The sequence below is a fragment of the Streptomyces sp. NPDC006384 genome, assembly GCF_042870695.1.
Lineage (GTDB): Bacteria > Actinomycetota > Actinomycetes > Streptomycetales > Streptomycetaceae > Streptomyces.
On sequence record NZ_JBIAHR010000028.1, the window covers coordinates 20,491 to 38,132 of the forward strand.

Annotated in this window: 16 protein-coding genes; all 16 read left to right on the top strand. The window is 72.7% G+C overall.

Features of this window, described 5'->3' with window-relative positions; translation table 11 throughout:
• Positions 1-225: 225 nt before the first annotated feature.
• The 16 genes from ACFYOJ_RS30175 (at position 226) to der (ending at position 17,622) form a co-directional block, all read left to right on the top strand.
• Positions 226-1,911: a CTP synthase gene (locus ACFYOJ_RS30175; RefSeq protein ID WP_356556563.1), complete on the top strand. Its 1,686-nt coding sequence runs from the start codon at positions 226-228 to the stop codon at positions 1,909-1,911.
• A gap of 86 nt (positions 1,912-1,997) precedes the next feature.
• Positions 1,998-2,633 carry an NUDIX hydrolase gene (locus ACFYOJ_RS30180; protein ID WP_356556547.1) on the top strand — a complete coding sequence of 212 codons (636 nt, stop codon included), beginning with the start codon at positions 1,998-2,000 and terminating at the stop codon, positions 2,631-2,633.
• A 186-nt stretch (positions 2,634-2,819) separates the two neighbouring features.
• Positions 2,820-4,847 carry a tetratricopeptide repeat protein gene (locus ACFYOJ_RS30185; protein ID WP_356556546.1) on the top strand — a complete coding sequence of 676 codons (2,028 nt, stop codon included), beginning with the start codon at positions 2,820-2,822 and terminating at the stop codon, positions 4,845-4,847.
• Positions 4,848-4,980: 133 nt separating this feature from the next.
• On the top strand, positions 4,981-6,105 hold the full coding sequence (gene ald, locus ACFYOJ_RS30190; RefSeq protein WP_356556545.1) for an alanine dehydrogenase: 1,125 nt from the start codon (positions 4,981-4,983) through the stop codon (positions 6,103-6,105).
• A gap of 424 nt (positions 6,106-6,529) precedes the next feature.
• On the top strand, positions 6,530-7,657 hold the full coding sequence (locus tag ACFYOJ_RS30195; protein WP_356556544.1) for a ParA family protein: 1,128 nt from the start codon (positions 6,530-6,532) through the stop codon (positions 7,655-7,657).
• Complete coding sequence (locus ACFYOJ_RS30200) at positions 7,642-8,208, top strand: hypothetical protein (protein WP_356556543.1); 567 nt, start codon at positions 7,642-7,644, stop codon at positions 8,206-8,208. The genes ACFYOJ_RS30195 and ACFYOJ_RS30200 overlap by 16 nt, the downstream gene beginning before the upstream one ends.
• 18 nt (positions 8,209-8,226) lie before the next feature.
• Complete coding sequence (locus tag ACFYOJ_RS30205) at positions 8,227-9,405, top strand: segregation/condensation protein A (RefSeq protein WP_356556542.1); 1,179 nt, start codon at positions 8,227-8,229, stop codon at positions 9,403-9,405.
• Positions 9,402-10,055 (top strand): SMC-Scp complex subunit ScpB, encoded by a 654-nt coding sequence (scpB, locus tag ACFYOJ_RS30210; protein WP_356556541.1) that lies wholly within the window; start codon positions 9,402-9,404, stop codon positions 10,053-10,055. Before ACFYOJ_RS30205 ends, scpB begins: the two co-directional genes overlap by 4 nt.
• The gene (locus ACFYOJ_RS30215; RefSeq protein WP_356556540.1) at positions 10,055-11,173 is read left to right on the top strand and encodes a pseudouridine synthase; all 1,119 of its coding nucleotides are present in this window, start codon (positions 10,055-10,057) and stop codon (positions 11,171-11,173) included. Before scpB ends, ACFYOJ_RS30215 begins: the two co-directional genes overlap by 1 nt.
• A 106-nt stretch (positions 11,174-11,279) precedes the next feature.
• Positions 11,280-11,999, top strand: a complete 720-nt coding sequence (locus ACFYOJ_RS30220) for an NUDIX domain-containing protein (protein ID WP_356556539.1) — start codon at positions 11,280-11,282, stop codon at positions 11,997-11,999.
• A complete protein-coding gene (locus tag ACFYOJ_RS30225; protein ID WP_356556538.1) occupies positions 11,996-13,015 on the top strand; it encodes an ADP-ribosylglycohydrolase family protein in 1,020 nt (339 codons plus the stop codon). The genes ACFYOJ_RS30220 and ACFYOJ_RS30225 overlap by 4 nt, the downstream gene beginning before the upstream one ends.
• Positions 13,016-13,157: 142 nt before the next feature.
• Positions 13,158-13,520: a chorismate mutase gene (aroH, locus tag ACFYOJ_RS30230; RefSeq protein WP_356556537.1), complete on the top strand. Its 363-nt coding sequence runs from the start codon at positions 13,158-13,160 to the stop codon at positions 13,518-13,520.
• On the top strand, positions 13,517-14,602 hold the full coding sequence (locus tag ACFYOJ_RS30235) for a prephenate dehydrogenase (RefSeq protein WP_356556536.1): 1,086 nt from the start codon (positions 13,517-13,519) through the stop codon (positions 14,600-14,602). The genes aroH and ACFYOJ_RS30235 overlap by 4 nt, the downstream gene beginning before the upstream one ends.
• A 122-nt stretch (positions 14,603-14,724) precedes the next feature.
• The gene (gene cmk / locus ACFYOJ_RS30240) at positions 14,725-15,420 is read left to right on the top strand and encodes a (d)CMP kinase (RefSeq protein WP_356556535.1); all 696 of its coding nucleotides are present in this window, start codon (positions 14,725-14,727) and stop codon (positions 15,418-15,420) included.
• A 62-nt stretch (positions 15,421-15,482) separates the two neighbouring features.
• Entirely contained in the window at positions 15,483-16,079 is a 597-nt protein-coding gene (locus ACFYOJ_RS30245; protein ID WP_356556562.1) for a lysophospholipid acyltransferase family protein, read from the top strand.
• 64 nt (positions 16,080-16,143) lie between these two features.
• Positions 16,144-17,622: a ribosome biogenesis GTPase Der gene (der, locus tag ACFYOJ_RS30250; protein WP_356556534.1), complete on the top strand. Its 1,479-nt coding sequence runs from the start codon at positions 16,144-16,146 to the stop codon at positions 17,620-17,622.
• The last annotated feature ends 20 nt before the right edge of the window (positions 17,623-17,642 follow it).

The following is a 17,642-nucleotide window of genomic DNA, read 5'->3' on the forward strand; positions in this document are numbered from 1 at the left end:
GACGGATCCGCCGAACGGGTGAGCGGTGCGCGTCCGTGTCCGCGCCTGCGCGGAGCGTGGCCGGAAGCCATCGGTCTCCGTCGCTGATACGCTGGTAGCCCGTGGACCGGTGGGAGACAGACCCCGGAACCGCAGCGACGGCGCCGCCGACGAGACCCGGGAGACCGGGCCGGACGACGAACGCACCGCACCCCAGATCGCGACCACGGGAGCCCCCTCTTGGCCATGCCGCCCACTGTTTTTCGAAACAGCACAGCCTCGACGACCAAGCACATCTTCGTCACCGGGGGCGTCGCCTCCTCGCTCGGCAAGGGGCTGACCGCCTCCAGCCTCGGCATGCTGCTCAAGGCCCGGGGCCTGCGCGTCGTGATGCAGAAGCTCGACCCGTACCTCAACGTCGACCCCGGCACGATGAACCCCTTCCAGCACGGTGAGGTGTTCGTCACCAACGACGGCGCCGAGACCGACCTGGACATCGGCCACTACGAGCGTTTCCTCGACCGCGACCTCGACGGTTCCGCCAACGTCACCACCGGTCAGGTCTACTCGACGGTGATCGCCAAGGAGCGGCGCGGCGAGTACCTCGGCGACACCGTGCAGGTCATCCCGCACATCACCAACGAGATCAAGCACCGCATCCGCCGCATGGCGACGGACGAGGTCGACGTCGTGATCACCGAGGTCGGCGGCACGGTCGGCGACATCGAGTCGCTGCCGTTCCTGGAGACCGTCCGCCAGGTCCGCCACGAGGTCGGCCGCGACAACGTCTTCGTGGTGCACATCTCCCTCCTGCCCTACATCGGCCCCTCGGGCGAGCTGAAGACCAAGCCGACCCAGCACAGTGTCGCCGCGCTGCGCAACATCGGCATCCAGCCGGACGCCATCGTGCTGCGCTGCGACCGTGAGGTGCCCACGGCGATCAAGCGCAAGATCTCCCTGATGTGCGACGTCGACGAGGACGCCGTCGTCGCCTGCCCCGACGCCCGGTCGATCTACGACATCCCGAAGGTCGTCCACACCGAGGGCCTGGACGCCTACGTCGTCCGCAAGCTGGACCTGCCGTTCCGCGACGTGGACTGGACGACCTGGGACGACCTGCTCGACCGCGTCCACAACCCCGAGCACGAGATCACGATGGCGCTGGTCGGCAAGTACATCGACCTGCCCGACGCCTACCTCTCGGTCACCGAGGCGCTGCGCGCCGGCGGCTTCGCCAACCGGGCCCGCGTCAAGATCAAGTGGGTCACCTCCGACGACTGCAAGACCCCGGCCGGCGCCAAGGCGCAGCTCGGCGACGTCGACGCGATCTGCATCCCGGGCGGCTTCGGCGACCGCGGTGTGCTCGGCAAGGTCGGCGCGATCAAGTACGCCCGTGAGAACAGGATCCCGCTGCTCGGCCTCTGCCTGGGCCTGCAGTGCATCGTGGTCGAGGCCGCGCGCAACCTGGCCGGCATCACCGACGCCAACTCCACCGAGTTCGACCCCGCCACCGCCCACCCGGTCATCTCCACCATGGCCGAGCAGCTGGACATCGTGGCCGGCGAGGGCGACATGGGCGGCACCATGCGGCTCGGCATGTACCCGGCCAAGCTGGCCGAGGGCTCGATCGTGCGCGAGGTGTACGACGGCAAGGAGTACGTCGAGGAGCGCCACCGCCACCGCTACGAGGTGAACAACGCCTACCGCGCGGAGCTGGAGAAGAAGGCCGGCCTCGTCTTCTCGGGCACCTCCCCCGACGGCAAGCTCGTCGAGTACGTCGAGTACCCGCGCGACGTCCACCCCTACCTGGTCGCCACCCAGGCGCACCCGGAGCTGCGCTCGCGCCCGACCCGCCCGCACCCGCTCTTCGCCGGGCTGGTCAAGGCCGCGGTCGAGCGGAAGACGGGGAAGACGGGGAACACGTCGAAGTAACACACCGGCTTGTACGGTGGCCGGGGCGCGCGCGTTCGACAGCGCGGGTCCCGGCTTTTCGCGTACCTCTGGAAGGGCAGGTCAGCATGGCGGGCAGCACGATCGAGGACATCCCCGAGCAGTGGGAGATCCGGGGCACCGAGACACCCTTCCGGGGCAAGAAGACCTCGATGCGCACGGACGAGGTGGTCATGCCCGACGGCTCCGTAGCGAGCCGCGACTACCAGGTCCACCCCGGCTCCGTGGCCGTCCTCGCCCTGGACGACGAGGGGCGGGTCATCGTCATCCGCCAGTACCGGCACCCCGTGCGCCACAAGCTGTGGGAGATCCCGGCCGGTCTGCTCGACGTCCCCGGCGAGAACCCGCTGCACGCCGCCCAGCGCGAGCTGTACGAGGAGGCGCACGTCAAGGCCGAGGACTGGCGGGTGCTGACCGACGTCTACACCACCCCGGGCGGCTGCGACGAGGCGGTACGGATCTTCCTCGCCCGGAACCTGTCCGACGCCGAGGGCGAGCGCTTCGAGGTCGAGGACGAGGAGGCCGACATGGAGCTGGCCCGGGTGCCCGTCGCGGACCTGGTGCGCGGCGTGCTCGCCGGTGACCTGCACAACAACTGCCTCGTCGTCGGCGTGCTCGCGCTGGTCGCGGCGGAGCGCGGTGACGGGCTGGACGCGCTGCGCCCGGCCGGGGCGCCGTGGCCGGCGCGCCCCTTCGAGGCCTGAGACCGCCCCGGCGGGCGCGGGCCGGCCTGCCCGCACCCCTTGCGGTGTGACCATCGGTTGATCTGATCAGGGGACGTGTCCGCCGCGCTCCGCCCGGTACGTCGCAGAGCGTGAACTAGGCTCGGAAAACGCCCGAACCGGAGTTCCGGCGGGCGCCGACGTGCGGTGGGACCGGGAGTGTGGCCCGTGACGGATCAGGCGGTGGACACGGACGGCGTACAGCCGTCGGACGGCCCTGCTGAGGAGAGTCGGTTCCTGGGCCGCACCCGGGAACTGAAAGAGCTGCGCGCCGACATCGAGCGCGCCGGCCTGGACACGCTCTCCGGCCGCAAGGCCCCCCGCGCGCGCGTGCTGCTGATCGCGGGCAGGCCCGGCTCCGGCCGCACCGCGCTCGCCGAGGAACTCGCCGCCCAGGTGGCGGACCGCTACCCCGGCGGGGTGCTGCGCGCCCGGCTCAGCGAGCCGGACGGACAGCGCGTGCCCGTCGAGCGGCTCGCCCGCGAACTCCTGGCCGGCCTGGACCGCCCCGCCCCGCCCGGCGCCGGCGAGGACGACCTCACCGCGGCCCTGCGCGAGGCCCTCGCCGACCGCCCGGTGCTGCTCCTGCTCGACGACGCCGCCGACGCCGAGCAGGTCGACGCCCTGCTCCCGGACAGCCCGGACTGCCTGGCCGTCGCCGTCGCCGAGGGCCCGCTGACCGGAATCGCGGACGTCCGGCCGTGCACGCTCGGGGGCCTTGACACCAAGTCGGCCGTGGAGCTGCTGTCCCGGTACACCGGCGCGGTCCGCATCACCGTGGACCCGCGCGCCGCCGAGCAGCTGGTCGAGGTCTGCCAGGCCCAGCCCGCCGCCCTCACCCTCGCCGGCGGCTGGCTCGCCGCACGCCCCAAGGCGGCCGTCGCCGATCTCGCCAGGCACCTGCACGCCGAGGACGACCAGGGCACCCCGCTCAGCCGCGTCTTCCACCTCACCTACGCGTCCCTGCCCGGCCCCGCGGCGCGGACACTGCGTCTGCTCTCCCTGGCCCCGGCCGGCCTGGTCGACCCGCACACCGCCTCCGCCCTCGCCGGCTGCTCGGTGGACGGAGCCCGCGCCACCCTCGACGACTTCGTCGCCCTCGGCCTGCTGCACCGGACCCGTTCCCCGCTGCCGCAGTACGAGGTCCCCGGCTGTCTGCACCCCCTGCTGAAGACCCTCGCCGGCAGGCACGACCGGCCCGCCGAGCTGCAGCTGGCCCGCGCCCGCATGCTGGAGCGCACCGTACGGCTGCTGCAGTCGTGCCGGGCGGTCACCGAGACCGACAGCGCGCACGCCCGCGAGAAGCTCGAGGGCATGCCGCGGGCCCTGCGCTTTTCCACCCCGAGGGCCGCCGCCGACTGGCTGCGCCTCTGCCGGCCCGCTCTGCTGGCCTCCGTCCGCCTCGCGGTCGCCGACGGGGAGCTGGACACGCTCGCCCGCCGGCTGATGTCCCAGCTGGTGCGGGCCATGGTGGCCCACTTCGGCACCCACGCGGCCGCGGGCGACCTGTACGGCATCCACCGGCTCGTCCTCGACGTGGCCGAGCGCCGCGACCTGCCCCGGGAGAAGGCGGCGGCCCTGCTGAACCTGGGCGATCTGGACGCCCGGACCGGCCGCACCGCCGAGGCGCTGGCCCGCTACCGGGCCGCACTGGACGCCGGACGCGCGGCGGACGACCCGTACGCGACCGGCCGCGCGATGGAATCCGTAGGCGGCGCCCACCTGGAACTCGGGGACTACGACCGGGCCGCCGACTGGTTCGGCCGGGCCCTCGCCCAGCGCCTCGCCCGGGACGAGCGCGCCGACGCCGCCCGGGTCTACGGCCGCATCGCCACCGCCCACACCTACGCCGGCCGCTACGGCGAGGCGGTGCGCGCCTGGCGGGCGGCGGCCGCCGGGCACCGCAGGACGGGCGATGTGGCGGCCCACGCACGGGCGTTGAGCGAGCTGGCCCGGGTCCAGGAGTACGCCGGACGGCCCGAGGAGTCGCTGCGCACCTGCCAGGAGGCCGTCGCGTGGGCGCGGCGGGCCGAGGACGTCCGGCTCCAGGCCGCGCTGCACCTCAGGCTCGCGGACACGCTCGACCGCCTCGGCGATCCCGTCGCGGCCGGCCTGCACCGGAGCTCGGCCGAGCACATGCTGAAGGAAGAAGACGCTGAAGCCTGCGAAATCCGTAGCGTGTCGTCAGAAGATTGATGCTTTGAAAGGCTAGACAGCGGGAACACCTTCATTAGACTGGCTCTGCCGCACGTTCTCCTGCGGTCTTCCCCGGTGTGCCCGAGCTTGAACGGGTATGCCTTGTAATAACCCATTCTCTGAGCCAAGGACCGTGATCCACGTGAAGGTCGGCATCCCCCGCGAGGTCAAGAACAACGAGTTCCGGGTGGCCATCACCCCCGCCGGCGTGCATGAGCTGGTGCGCCACGGTCACCAGGTCTTCGTCGAGCGCGACGCCGGCGTCGGCTCCTCCATCCCGAACGACGAGTACGTCGCCGCCGGCGCGCGGATACTCGACACCGCGGACGAGGTCTGGGCCACCGCCGACCTGGTGCTGAAGGTCAAGGAGCCCGTCGCCGAGGAGTACCACCGCCTCCGCAAGGACCAGACGCTCTTCACCTACCTGCACCTGGCCGCCTCCAAGGAGTGCACGGACGCGCTCGTCGAGTCCGGCACCACCGCGATCGCCTACGAGACGGTCGAGCTCCCGAACCGCGCGCTGCCGCTGCTCGCCCCCATGTCCGAGGTCGCGGGCCGCCTGGCCCCGCAGGTCGGCGCCTACCACCTGATGGCCGCCAACGGCGGCCGCGGCGTGCTGCCCGGCGGCGTCCCCGGCGTGCTGGCCGGCAAGGCCGTCGTCATCGGCGGTGGCGTCTCCGGCTGGAACGCCGCGCAGATCGCCATCGGCATGGGCTTCCACGTGACCCTGCTCGACAAGGACATCAACAAGCTCAAGGAAGCCGACAAGATCTTCGGCACGAAGATCCAGACCGTCGTCTCCAACGCCTTCGAGCTGGAGAAGGCCTGCCTGGAGGCCGACCTCGTGATCGGCGCCGTGCTGATCCCCGGCGCCAAGGCCCCGAAGCTGGTCAGCAACGAGCTGGTGTCCCGGATGAAGCCCGGAAGTGTTCTTGTCGACATCGCGATCGACCAGGGCGGCTGCTTCGCGGACTCCCACCCCACCACGCACGCCGAGCCGACCTTCAAGGTCCACGACTCGGTCTTCTACTGCGTCGCCAACATGCCCGGCGCGGTGCCGAACACCTCCACCTACGCGCTGACCAACGCCACGCTGCCGTACATCGTGGAGCTGGCGGACCGCGGCTGGGCCGACGCGCTGCGCCGCGACCCGGCGCTGGCCAAGGGTCTCAACACCCATGACGGCAAGGTCGTTTACAAGGAGGTCGCCGAGGCGCACGGCCTGGAGTACGTCGACCCGGCCACGCTGCTCGCCTGATCCGCCGCCCGGCCCCGCGGGGCCGGCGGAGCAGCAAGTCGTCACCTCGGAAAGGCGATAGGTCAACAGTCGCCGTCAACCCCGCACACCCGGCCGGACCTTGCCCGACAAGGTCCGGCCGGGTGTGTGTATGGTCACTTTGCGATTCACGGCCAACTCGCCTCGAAGGCAACGCTTCGACCGATTCGTGCACCGGTGGAACCTGCTGTGCGACGGCCGTACGCCCTTGACAGAGGGATGTTTCATTGCAGACACATCGGGCCGGGTCCGGCGGATTGTGTTGCTGCGGACCGCCGACACGCCATAGAGTCGCCGAACGTCGGCATGGTGCCACGCTGACCTGTCTAGAAGTTTCCTGGTCACCAAGGAGGTAAGACGACTTGTGAATGAGTCGACATTTACTCCCGGGGGTGGGCAACCAGGAATGCCTGCACGGGTCCACGGCCCGGGGCATCTCGAGGCAGTCGGCTCCGTCGCGGTACGCACCTTCGCAGCCCACCAGAGTCCGCAGGCGACTCGGACAGCACACATGAGTATGGATGGCCAACACGTGAACGCCATGGCCGGCGACGGAAGTGGCGCGCCCCGCAACCACTTCGCCGACTACGACGAACTGCCCGAGGGGCACTTCTACGATCCGGACGCGGAGTACGAACCCGATCCCGAGTACGCGGCGACGCTCGCGCCCGACGCGGCCCGTCAGCGCCGTGAGCGCATCGGCCCCACCGGGCGCCCGCTGCCGTACTTCCCGATCCCGGGCCCGCTGACCGAGCACGGCCCCGCGAAGATCATCGCGATGTGCAACCAGAAGGGCGGCGTCGGCAAGACCACGTCGACCATCAACCTGGGTGCCGCGCTCGCCGAGTACGGGCGCCGGGTGCTGCTCGTCGACTTCGACCCGCAGGGCGCGCTGTCGGTCGGCCTCGGCGTCAACCCGATGGAGCTCGACCTCACCGTCTACAACCTGCTCATGGAGCGGGGCATGGCGGCCGACGAGGTGCTGCTGAAGACGGCGGTCCCCAACATGGACCTGCTGCCCAGCAACATCGACCTGTCGGCGGCCGAGGTGCAGCTGGTGAGCGAGGTCGCGCGCGAGTCCACGCTGCAGCGGGCGCTGAAGCCGCTGATGGACGACTACGACTACATCGTCATCGACTGCCAGCCCTCGCTCGGCCTGCTCACGGTCAACGCGCTGACGGCCGCGCACAAGGTGATCGTGCCGCTGGAGTGCGAGTTCTTCGCGCTGCGCGGTGTGGCCCTGCTGACCGAGACGATCGAGAAGGTCCAGGAGCGGCTCAACCCCGACCTGGAGCTCGACGGCATCCTCGCCACGATGTACGACTCGCGCACGGTGCACAGCCGTGAGGTGCTCGCGCGTGTCGTCGAGGCGTTCGACGACCACGTCTACCACACGGTCATCGGGCGCACCGTCCGCTTCCCGGAGACCACGGTCGCCGGTGAGCCGATCACCACGTACGCGTCCAACTCCGTCGGTGCCGCCGCCTACCGCCAGCTCGCCAGGGAGGTGCTCGCCCGGTGTCACGCCGAGTGAGTCTGCCGGGGGCCGACGAACTCTTCCGCACGACAGGGGGTACGGCGCTGCAGGCGTCCACCCCGCGACGGCCGGCCGGCGGCGACGCCCGGGTGCCGGCGCCGGCGGGGGAGAGCGATCCGGCGGCCGCCGAGGACGCGCCGCAGTCGGTGCCCGCCCAGGGCGGCGACGGCGGGGGCGCGGAGCACACGGCGGCGGACGCGGGACCGGCCGCGGCCGGCGAGTCGCGCAGCCGGGGCACCGAACGCACCCCGCGGGGCCCGGGCAAGGGCGCGCAGGAAGGTTCTGCCGCCGCGGCCCAGCCCCGCAAGCGTGGCCGGACCGCCTCCCGGCGTCCCAGCGGCCGCGAACGGCACGACGAGAAGATCACCGTGTACGTCTCCGCCGAGGAGCTCATGGATCTGGAGCACGCCCGGCTGGTGCTCCGGGGCGAGCACGGGCTGGCCGTCGACCGCGGGCGGATCGTCCGCGAGGCGGTCGCCGTGGTCCTCGCCGACCTGGAGAGCCGCGGGGACGCCAGCATCCTCGTACGACGGCTGCGCGGGCGGTAGCGGTAGCCTGCGGGGGCCATGACCTCGAACGACGCCTCCCGCCCCGGGCCCCGTACCGGCCGCCGACGCACGCTGGGCCGGGGCCCGGGAGAGCGGGCGGCACCGCCGGACACCGGTCCGCCGGGCTCCGGGGACACCCCGTCCGAGCCGCCGGTGCCGGCCGCTGCCGCCGGGGTCTCACCGGCACCGCCGGGAACGCCCGGGACGCCCTCCGTGCGACCGGCCGCCGCCGTGCCGCCGGTGGTGCCGGTGCCGGCCGCCGCGCCGGGAGCCGTACCGGTGTCCCCGAAGGCGCCCTCCGCGCCGGACGGGCCCGCGAGCGCACCGGACGGCGAGGGCGGCGACGGGGGCTTCAAGGTCCGGCTCGCCAACTTCGAGGGCCCCTTCGACCTGCTCCTCCAGCTGATCGCCCGGCACCGGATGGACGTCACCGAGGTCGCCCTGTCCAGGGTGACCGACGAGTTCATGGCGTACATCCGGGCGCTGGGGCCGGACTGGGACCTGGACGAGACGACCGAGTTCCTGGTCGTCGCGGCGACGCTGCTGGACCTGAAGGCGGCCCGGCTGCTCCCGGCCGCCGAGGTGGAGGACGAGGCCGACCTGGCCCTCCTGGAGGCCCGCGACCTGCTCTTCGCGCGGCTGCTGCAGTACCGCGCGTACAAGCGCATCGCGGAGATCTTCGACGAGCGGCTGGACGCCGAGGCGCTGCGCCGGCCCCGTACGGTCGGCCTGGAACCCCACCACGCCGAGCTGCTGCCCGAGGTCGTCCTCGGCATCGGGCCGGAGGGGTTCGCCAGACTGGCCGTGAAGGCGATGCAGCCCAGACCGAAGCCGCAGGTGTACGTGGAGCACATCCACGCGCCCCTGGTCAGCGTGCAGGAGCAGGCCGGGATCGTCGTGGCCCGGCTGCGGGAGCTGGGCGAGGCGAGTTTCCGGGTCCTGGTCGACGACACCGACGACACCCTGACCGTCGTGGCCCGCTTCCTGGCGCTGCTGGAGCTGTACCGGGAGAAGGCCGTCGTCCTGGACCAGGAGACCGCCCTCGGTGACCTGCTGGTGCGCTGGGCCGGCGGGGACGGCGACGACGGACCGGTGGTGACGGACGAGTTCGACCGGCCGCCCGAGGCGACAGAGGTGACAGAGGTGACAGAGGTGACGGAGGAGGCCGAAGAGGCCGGGGAGGTGCGGAAGACGTGAGCGACCCGGACACGGAGGTCCCGGACGGGCCGGACGGCGTCGCCGCCCTCGACCTGAAGCCCGCACTCGAGGCCGTCCTGATGGTCGTCGACGAACCGGCGACCGAGGAGCACCTGGCGAAGATCCTCCGGCGGCCGCCCCGGCTGGTCGCGGACGCGCTGCGCGAGCTGGCCGACGAGTACACCGCCCAGGGCCGCGGGTTCGAGCTCCGGCTCGTCGCCGGCGGCTGGCGCTTCTACAGCCGCCCCGCGTACGCGGCGGCCGTCGAGGGCTTCGTCCTGGACGGCCGGCAGGCCCGTCTCACCCAGGCCGCGCTGGAGACCCTCGCGGTGGTCGCCTACCGTCAGCCGGTCAGCCGCAGCCGCGTCTCCGCGGTGCGCGGGGTCAACTGCGACGGCGTCATGCGCACCCTCCTGCAGCGGGGCCTGGTGGAGGAGGCGGGCACGGAACCCGGAACAGGTGCGATCCTGTACGTGACGACGAACTACTTCCTGGAGCGGATGGGCCTGCGAGGCCTGGACGAGCTTCCGGAGCTCGCGCCCTTCCTCCCGGAGGCGGCGGCGATCGAGGCCGAGACGCAGGAAGGGTTCCCGTCGTTCGATCCGGACGCCCCGGATTCCGAGGACGCAGACGACAAGACGGAACTTTGATGCGAAGCAGCAGCGGCAGGAACAGCAGCGGAAACAACGGCGGGAGCCGTGGTGGCAACAGCGGCGGCCGCGGCGGGAGCGGTGGCGGCCGAGGTAACTACCGCGGCGCCGGCAACAACCGCGACGACAAGCAGGGCAGCGGCCGCCCGAAGAGGCCGCGCCCGGAGGAGCGGCGCTACGACGTGGGCCCCGGCGCCACCCAGGACGGCCCGAAGTCGGGCCGGGGCCCCGCGGCACGCGGGGGAGCCAAGGGCGGCCCGAAGCGGCCCCTGCAGCGCGGGCGCAGCGTTCCGGCCACGTCCCGTGAGTACGAGGCGCGGGCCGAGGAGCGCAACCGCGAGCGGTACGCCGGCAAGAAGGACGTCAGGCTGCCCAAGACCTTCCCGGGCGCCGAGCAGGAGGGCGAGCGGCTGCAGAAGGTCCTCGCCCGGGCCGGTTACGGCTCCCGGCGCGCCTGCGAGGAGCTGATCGAGCAGGCGCGTGTCGAGGTCAACGGCGAGATCGTCATGGAGCAGGGCAAGCGGGTCGACCCGGAGAAGGACGAGGTCAAGGTCGACGGCCTGACCGTCGCGACGCAGTCGTACCAGTTCTTCTCGCTGAACAAGCCCGCCGGTGTCGTCTCCACCATGGAGGACCCGGAGGGCCGGCAGTGCCTCGGGGACTACGTCACCAACCGGGAGACCCGGCTCTTCCACGTCGGCCGGCTCGACACCGAGACCGAGGGCGTCATCCTGCTCACCAACCACGGCGAGCTGGCGCACCGGCTGTCCCACCCGAAGTACGGCGTGAAGAAGACCTACCTCGCGCACATCGTGGGCCCGATCCCGCGCGACCTGGGCAAGCGGCTGAAGGACGGCATCCAGCTCGAGGACGGGTACGCGCGCGCGGACCACTTCCGGGTCGTGGAGCAGACCGGCAAGAACTACCTGGTCGAGGTGACCCTCCACGAGGGCCGCAAGCACATCGTCCGCCGGATGCTGGCCGAGGCCGGCTTCCCCGTGGACAAGCTGGTGCGCACCGCCTTCGGCCCGATCACGCTGGGCGACCAGAAGTCGGGCTGGCTGCGCCGGCTGTCCAACACGGAGGTCGGGATGCTGATGAAGGAGGTCGACCTCTAGGCGTTCCCGGGCCCCGGGGCCTCCGGAGGTCCCAGGGCTTTCAGGGCTTGTGACGGGCGGCCGCCTCCTTTTATAGTCTCAGTGACTATTAAGGGGGTGGCCGCCCGTGCTCGGCTACGACAAGCACGCCTTCGAGCCCTTCGCCGTCACCGTCGACCTCGCCGTCCTCACGCTCCGCGCGGGCGCGCTGCACGCGCTGCTCGTCGAGCGGGCCGGGGAGCCGTACGCCGGCCGCTGGGCCCTGCCCGGCGGCTTCCTGCTGCCCGGGGAGTCGGCGGAGACCGCGGCGCGGCGCGAGCTGGCCGAGGAGACCGGCCTCGCCGACGTGACCGGGCTGCACCTGGAGCAGCTGCGGACCTACAGCGAACCGGACCGCGACCCCCGGATGCGGGTCGTGTCCGTCGCGTTCACCGCGCTGCTGCCCGACCCTCCCGAACCGGAGGCCGGCACCGACGCGGCCGAGGCCCGCTGGGTGCCGTACGACGAGGCCCGCGGCCTCGCCTTCGACCACGACCGGATCCTGGCCGACGCCCGCGAGCGCGTCGGCGCCAAGCTCGAGTACACCTGCCTGGCCACCGCCTTCTGCCCGCCCGAGTTCACCCTCGGCGAGCTCCAGCAGGTCTACGAGACGGTGTGGGGCACCGCCCTGGACCGCCCCAACTTCCGCCGCAAGGTCCTCGCCACCCCCGGCTTCGTCGAACAGGTCCCCGGCGCCGCCCGCCTCACCGGCGGCCGCGGCAAACCGGCCGCCCTCTACCGCGCCGGCCCGGCCACCGCCCTGCACCCGCCCCTGCTCCGCACCCCTCGGGAAGGACGCCCCGCATGACCACCACCGTCACCAAGCGCGCCGCCACCGGCGCGCTCACCGGACTCGCCCTCGGGGACGCGCTGGGCTTTCCGACCGAGTTCAGCGACGTCCCGTCGATCCTCGCCAGGTTCGGGCCCTGGCGGGAGATGGACCTGCCCCGGCCCGCGCTCGTCACCGACGACACGCAGATGACGCTCGCGCTGGGGAGGGGGCTGCGCGCGGCCATGGACCGCGGGAGCCTGACGCCCGAGGCGATGACCGGGCCCGTACGGCGGGAGTTCATCGCCTGGAACCGGTCGCCGGAGAACAACCGGGCCCCGGGCAACACCTGCCTCAGGGCCTGCGACCTCCTGGAGCGCCCCGACCGCCCCTGGCAGGACGCCTCCCAGATCCACTCCAAGGGCTGCGGCGCCGACATGCGCGTCGCGCCCGTCGGCCTCGTCCCCGGGCTGAGCGACGAACAGCGCGCCGGCGCCGCCCAGTTGCAGTCCGCGCTCACCCACGGGCACCCGACCGCGCTGGCCGCCTCCGACCTCACCGCGCACGCCGTACGGCTGCTCGCCGAGGGCGCCGAGCCGACCGGCCTGGTCGGGCTGCTGCGCTCGTACGCCTACGACAACCGCACCCGCTACCACGAGCGCTGGCTCGGCGACCTGTGGACCCGCGCCCAGGACCCCACGCCCGAGCACTTCATCGCGCGCGGCTGGGACGAGTGCCTGGCCGTCCTCGACCGCCTCCAGCACGCGGTGCGCACCGTGTCCCCGGAGACCGACCCGTGCCTCGCGGTCGGCGAGGGCTGGATCGCCGAGGAGGCCCTGGCGGCCGGGCTGCTCTGCTTCCTGCTCTTCGTCGACGAGCCGCTGACCGCCCTGCGCCGCGCCGCCTGCACCTCGGGCGACTCCGACTCCATCGCCTGCCTCGCGGGCGCCTTCGCGGGCGCCCACCTGGGGGCCGACGCCTGGCCCGCCGGGTGGGCGGACCGCATCGAGTACCGGGACGACCTGCTGGCCCTCGGCACGCTCTGGGACGCCTGAGCGGCAGGCCCGGCAGTTCATGCACCCCCGCCGCGGCCGGGGCCGGGCGTCTCAGGGGACGGGCGCCCCGCACCGGCCCGGCGCGGGCTGACTACGCTGGACGGACCAAGAGCCGAAACGCACGTCAGCAAGGAGCATCGCCGTGGCGGTACGAGCGGTCCGGGGCGCCGTCCAACTCGAACGGGACGAGGCCGGGCACATGGCCGAGCGGGTCGGGGCCCTGCTGACCGCCGTCCTCGAGCGCAACGGGCTGACCGCCGACGACCTGATCAGCATCTGGTTCACGGCCACCCCCGACCTGCACAGCGACTTCCCGGCCGCCGCCGCCCGGGGGCTCGGCATCACCGACGTCCCGCTGATCTGCGCCCAGGAACTGGACATCGAGGGCGCCATGCCGCGCGTCGTCCGGATCCTCGCCCACATCGAGTCGGACCGGCCCCGCGCCGACATCGCCCACGTCTACCTCGGCGCCGCCGCGGCCCTGCGCAAGGACATCGCCCAGTGAGAACCGCACTCGTCATCGGCACCGGCCTCATCGGCACCTCCGCCGCCCTCGCGCTGACCGGGCGGGGCGTCACCGTGCACCTCGCCGACCGGGACCCCGAGCAGGCCCGCACCGCCGCCGCCCTCGGCGCCGGTACCGACGAGGCCCCCGAAGGCCCCGTCGACCTCGCGATCGTCGCCGCCCCGCCGGCCCTGGTCGCCGACGTCCTCGCCGACGCCATGGGGCGCGGGCTCGCCCGCGGCTACCTCGACGTGGCCAGCGTCAAGGCCGGTCCCCGGCGCGAACTGGAGGCGCGCGGAGCGGACCTCTCCGCGTACATCGGCACCCACCCCATGTCCGGCCGGGAGAAGTCCGGCCCGCTGGCCGCCACCGCCGACCTCTTCGAGGGCCGCCCCTGGGTGCTGACCCCGACCCGGGACACCGACACCGAGGTGCTCAACCTCGCCCTCGAACTGGTCTCGCACTGCCGGGCCGTGCCGGTCGTGATGGACGCCGACGCCCACGACCGCGCCGTGGCGCTCGTCTCCCACATGCCCCACCTGGTCTCCAGCATGGTCGCCGCCCGCCTGGAGCACGCCGAGGAGGCCGCCGTACGGCTGTGCGGGCAGGGCATCCGCGACGTGACCCGCATCGCCGCCTCCGACCCCCGGATGTGGATCGACATCCTCTCCGCGAACCCGGGGCCGGTCGCCGACCTGCTCGGCGACGTCGCCGCCGACCTGGAGGAGACGGTGCGGGCCCTGCGCTCCCTGCAGTCCTGTGACGACGACAAGCGCCGCGAGGGCAGCGCCGGCATCGAGGCCGTCCTGCGGCGCGGCAACGCCGGCCAGGTCCGCGTCCCCGGCAAGCACGGCTCCGCGCCCCGGGCCTACGAGACCGTGGCCGTGCTCATCGACGACCAGCCGGGACAGCTCGCCCGCATCTTCGCCGATGCGGGCCGGGCCGGCGTCAACATCGAGGACGTGCGGATCGAGCACGCCACCGGGCAGCAGGCCGGTCTGGTGCAGCTGATGGTCGAGCCGAAGGCCGCCCCCGTGCTGACGGCCGCCCTGCAGGAACGGGGCTGGGCGATCCGGCAGTGAGACGCCGGGCGGGGCGGGGACATGCGCCTGTCCGAGGGACCCCGCCGACCCAGTAACCTTGTGCGGGACGCGCTCGCGTCCCGCACACCACCCACCGCACCGCACCAGGAAGGTGTCCCCCCGTGGAAAACGGCGCCGCCCCGACCGCCCAGGCCGTGATCGTCGCGATCGACGGCCCCTCCGGCACGGGCAAGTCGAGCACGTCGAAGGCCGTCGCGGCACAGCTCGGCCTGAGCTACCTGGACACCGGCGCCCAGTACCGGGCGATCACGTGGTGGATGGTCACCAACGGCATCGACACCGACGACCCGCACGCCGTCGCCGCCGCGGCCGGCAAGCCCGAGATCGTCTCCGGCACCGACCCGGCGGCCCCCACCATCACGGTCGACGGCGTGGACGTGGCCGGCCCGATCCGCACCCAGGAGGTCACCTCCAGGGTCAGCGCGGTCAGCGCCGTCCCCGAGGTGCGCACCCGCATCACCGAACTGCAGCGCACCATCGCCGCCGCCGCCGAGCGGGGCATCGTCGTCGAGGGCCGCGACATCGGCACCACCGTGCTGCCCGACGCCGACCTCAAGATCTTCCTGACCGCCTCGCCGGAGGCCCGCGCCGCCCGCCGCAGCGGCGAGCTCAAGGGCGCCGACGTGGCCGCCACCCGCGAGGCCCTGATCAAGCGGGACGCGGCCGACTCCAGCCGCAGGACCTCGCCGCTCGCCAAGGCGGACGACGCGGTGGAGGTGGACACCACCGAGCTCACCCTCGCGCAGGTCATCGAGTGCGTCGTCACCCTCGTCGAGGAGAAGCGGGCGGGTAAGTGACATCACCCTCCGTCCCCTCCGAGAAGGGCGCCGAGGTCGGGAGACGCATCGGCGTCGGCCTGATGTACGGGCTCTGGAAGCCGCGCGTGCTCGGCGCCTGGCGGGTCCCCGCCACCGGCCCGGTGATCTACGCCGTCAACCACTCGCACAACATCGACGGCCCGATGGTCATGGGCGTGGCACCCCGGCCGACGCACTTCCTGATCAAGAAGGAGGCGTTCGTCGGCCCGCTCGGACGCTTCCTGACCGGCATCGGCCAGGTCGAGGTGGACCGCCGCTCCACCGACCGCACGGCCATCGCCCGCGCCCTGGGCGTGCTGACGAACGGCGGCGTGCTGGGCATCTTCCCGGAGGGCACCCGGGGCGAGGGCGACTTCGCCTCCCTGCGCGCCGGGCTCGCCTACTTCGCGGTGCGCAGCGGCGCCCCGATCGTCCCGGTCGCGGTGCTGGGAAGTTCCGACCGTCCCGGACGGTTGATAAAAGCGCTGCCTCCCCTGCGTTCCCGGGTCGACGTCGTCTTCGGCGATCCCTTCGACGCGGGCGACCCCGGCGGACGGCGCACCCGTAAAGCTCTGGACGAGGCAACCGAACGCATCCAGAAGCAGCTCACCGCGCACCTGGAGAACGCCAGGCGTCTCACCGGACGCCAGGCACACTGAGTAGTGGACCCCACCCGGAACAGGGCGGCCCACCGATCACCACGATGAACGAGGTACGAACTTCATGAACGACGACATCCACTCCGAGGGTCCGGGCGAGGAGCACGACCACGGGGCGCTTGGCGACGCCGAATACGCGCAGTTCATGGAGCTCGCCGCGGAAGAGGGCTTCGACGTCGAGGACGTCGAGGGCGCCATCGAGGCGGCCGGGCACGGCCCGCTGCCCGTCCTCGCCGTCGTCGGCCGCCCCAATGTCGGCAAGTCGACCCTGGTGAACCGCATCATCGGCCGCCGCGAGGCGGTCGTCGAGGACAAGCCCGGCGTCACCCGCGACCGCGTCACCTACGAGGCCGAGTGGGCGGGCCGCCGCTTCAAGGTCGTCGACACCGGCGGCTGGGAACAGGACGTCCTCGGCATCGACGCCTCCGTCGCCGCCCAGGCCGAGTACGCCATCGAGGCCGCCGACGCGGTCGTCTTCGTCGTGGACGCCAAGGTGGGCGCCACCGACACCGACGAGGCGGTCGTCCGGCTGCTGCGCAAGGCCGGCAAGCCGGTCGTGCTGTGCGCCAACAAGGTCGACGGCCCGAGCGGCGAGGCCGACGCGGCCTACCTGTGGTCGCTGGGGCTGGGGGAGCCGCAGCCGGTCTCCGCGCTGCACGGCCGCGGTACCGGCGACATGCTGGACAAGGTCCTCGAGGCCCTGCCCGAGGCGCCGCAGCAGACCTTCGGCACCGCCGTCGGCGGCCCGCGCCGGGTCGCGCTGATCGGCCGTCCCAACGTCGGCAAGTCCTCCCTGCTGAACAAGGTGGCGGGCGAGGAGCGCGTCGTCGTCAACGAACTCGCCGGCACCACCCGCGACCCGGTCGACGAGCTGATCGAGCTCGGCGGCAAGACCTGGAAGTTCGTCGACACGGCGGGCATCCGCAAGCGCGTCCACCTCCAGCAGGGCGCCGACTACTACGCCTCGCTGCGCACCGCGGCCGCCGTCGAGAAGGCGGAGGTCGCCGTCGTCCTCATCGACGCCTCCGAGTCCATCTCGGTGCAGGACCAGCGGATCGTCACCATGGCCGTCGAGGCGGGCCGCGCACTCGTCCTCGCCTACAACAAGTGGGACACCCTCGACGAGGAGCGCCGCTACTACCTGGAGCGGGAGATCGAGACCGAGCTCGGCCAGGTCGCGTGGGCGCCCCGGGTGAACGTGTCGGCGCAGACCGGCCGGCACATGGAGAAGCTCGTCCCGGCGATCGAGACGGCCCTGGCCGGCTGGGAGACCCGTGTTCCGACGGGCAGGCTGAACGCCTTCCTCGGCGAGCTGGTCGCCGCCCACCCGCACCCGGTGCGGGGCGGCAAGCAGCCGCGGATCCTGTTCGGCACGCAGGCGGGCACCAAGCCTCCGCGGTTCGTGCTCTTCGCCTCCGGCTTCATCGAGGCGGGCTACCGGCGCTTCATCGAGCGCCGGCTGCGTGAGGAGTTCGGCTTCGAGGGGACGCCGATCCACATCTCGGTGCGGGTGCGCGAGAAGCGCGGTGCGAAGAAGAAGTAGCCCGAAGCGGCGAGAAGGGG

Coding starts and splice junctions, on each gene's coding strand:
- der (WP_356556534.1), top strand. CDS start 16,144: ATGAACGACGACATCCACTCCGAGGGTCCGGGCGAGGAGCACGACCAC.
- ACFYOJ_RS30180 (WP_356556547.1), top strand. CDS start 1,998: ATGGCGGGCAGCACGATCGAGGACATCCCCGAGCAGTGGGAGATCCGG.
- ACFYOJ_RS30195 (WP_356556544.1), top strand. CDS start 6,530: ATGCCTGCACGGGTCCACGGCCCGGGGCATCTCGAGGCAGTCGGCTCC.
- ACFYOJ_RS30245 (WP_356556562.1), top strand. CDS start 15,483: ATGTACGGGCTCTGGAAGCCGCGCGTGCTCGGCGCCTGGCGGGTCCCC.
- ACFYOJ_RS30175 (WP_356556563.1), top strand. CDS start 226: ATGCCGCCCACTGTTTTTCGAAACAGCACAGCCTCGACGACCAAGCAC.
- ACFYOJ_RS30205 (WP_356556542.1), top strand. CDS start 8,227: ATGACCTCGAACGACGCCTCCCGCCCCGGGCCCCGTACCGGCCGCCGA.
- ACFYOJ_RS30215 (WP_356556540.1), top strand. CDS start 10,055: ATGCGAAGCAGCAGCGGCAGGAACAGCAGCGGAAACAACGGCGGGAGC.
- ACFYOJ_RS30225 (WP_356556538.1), top strand. CDS start 11,996: ATGACCACCACCGTCACCAAGCGCGCCGCCACCGGCGCGCTCACCGGA.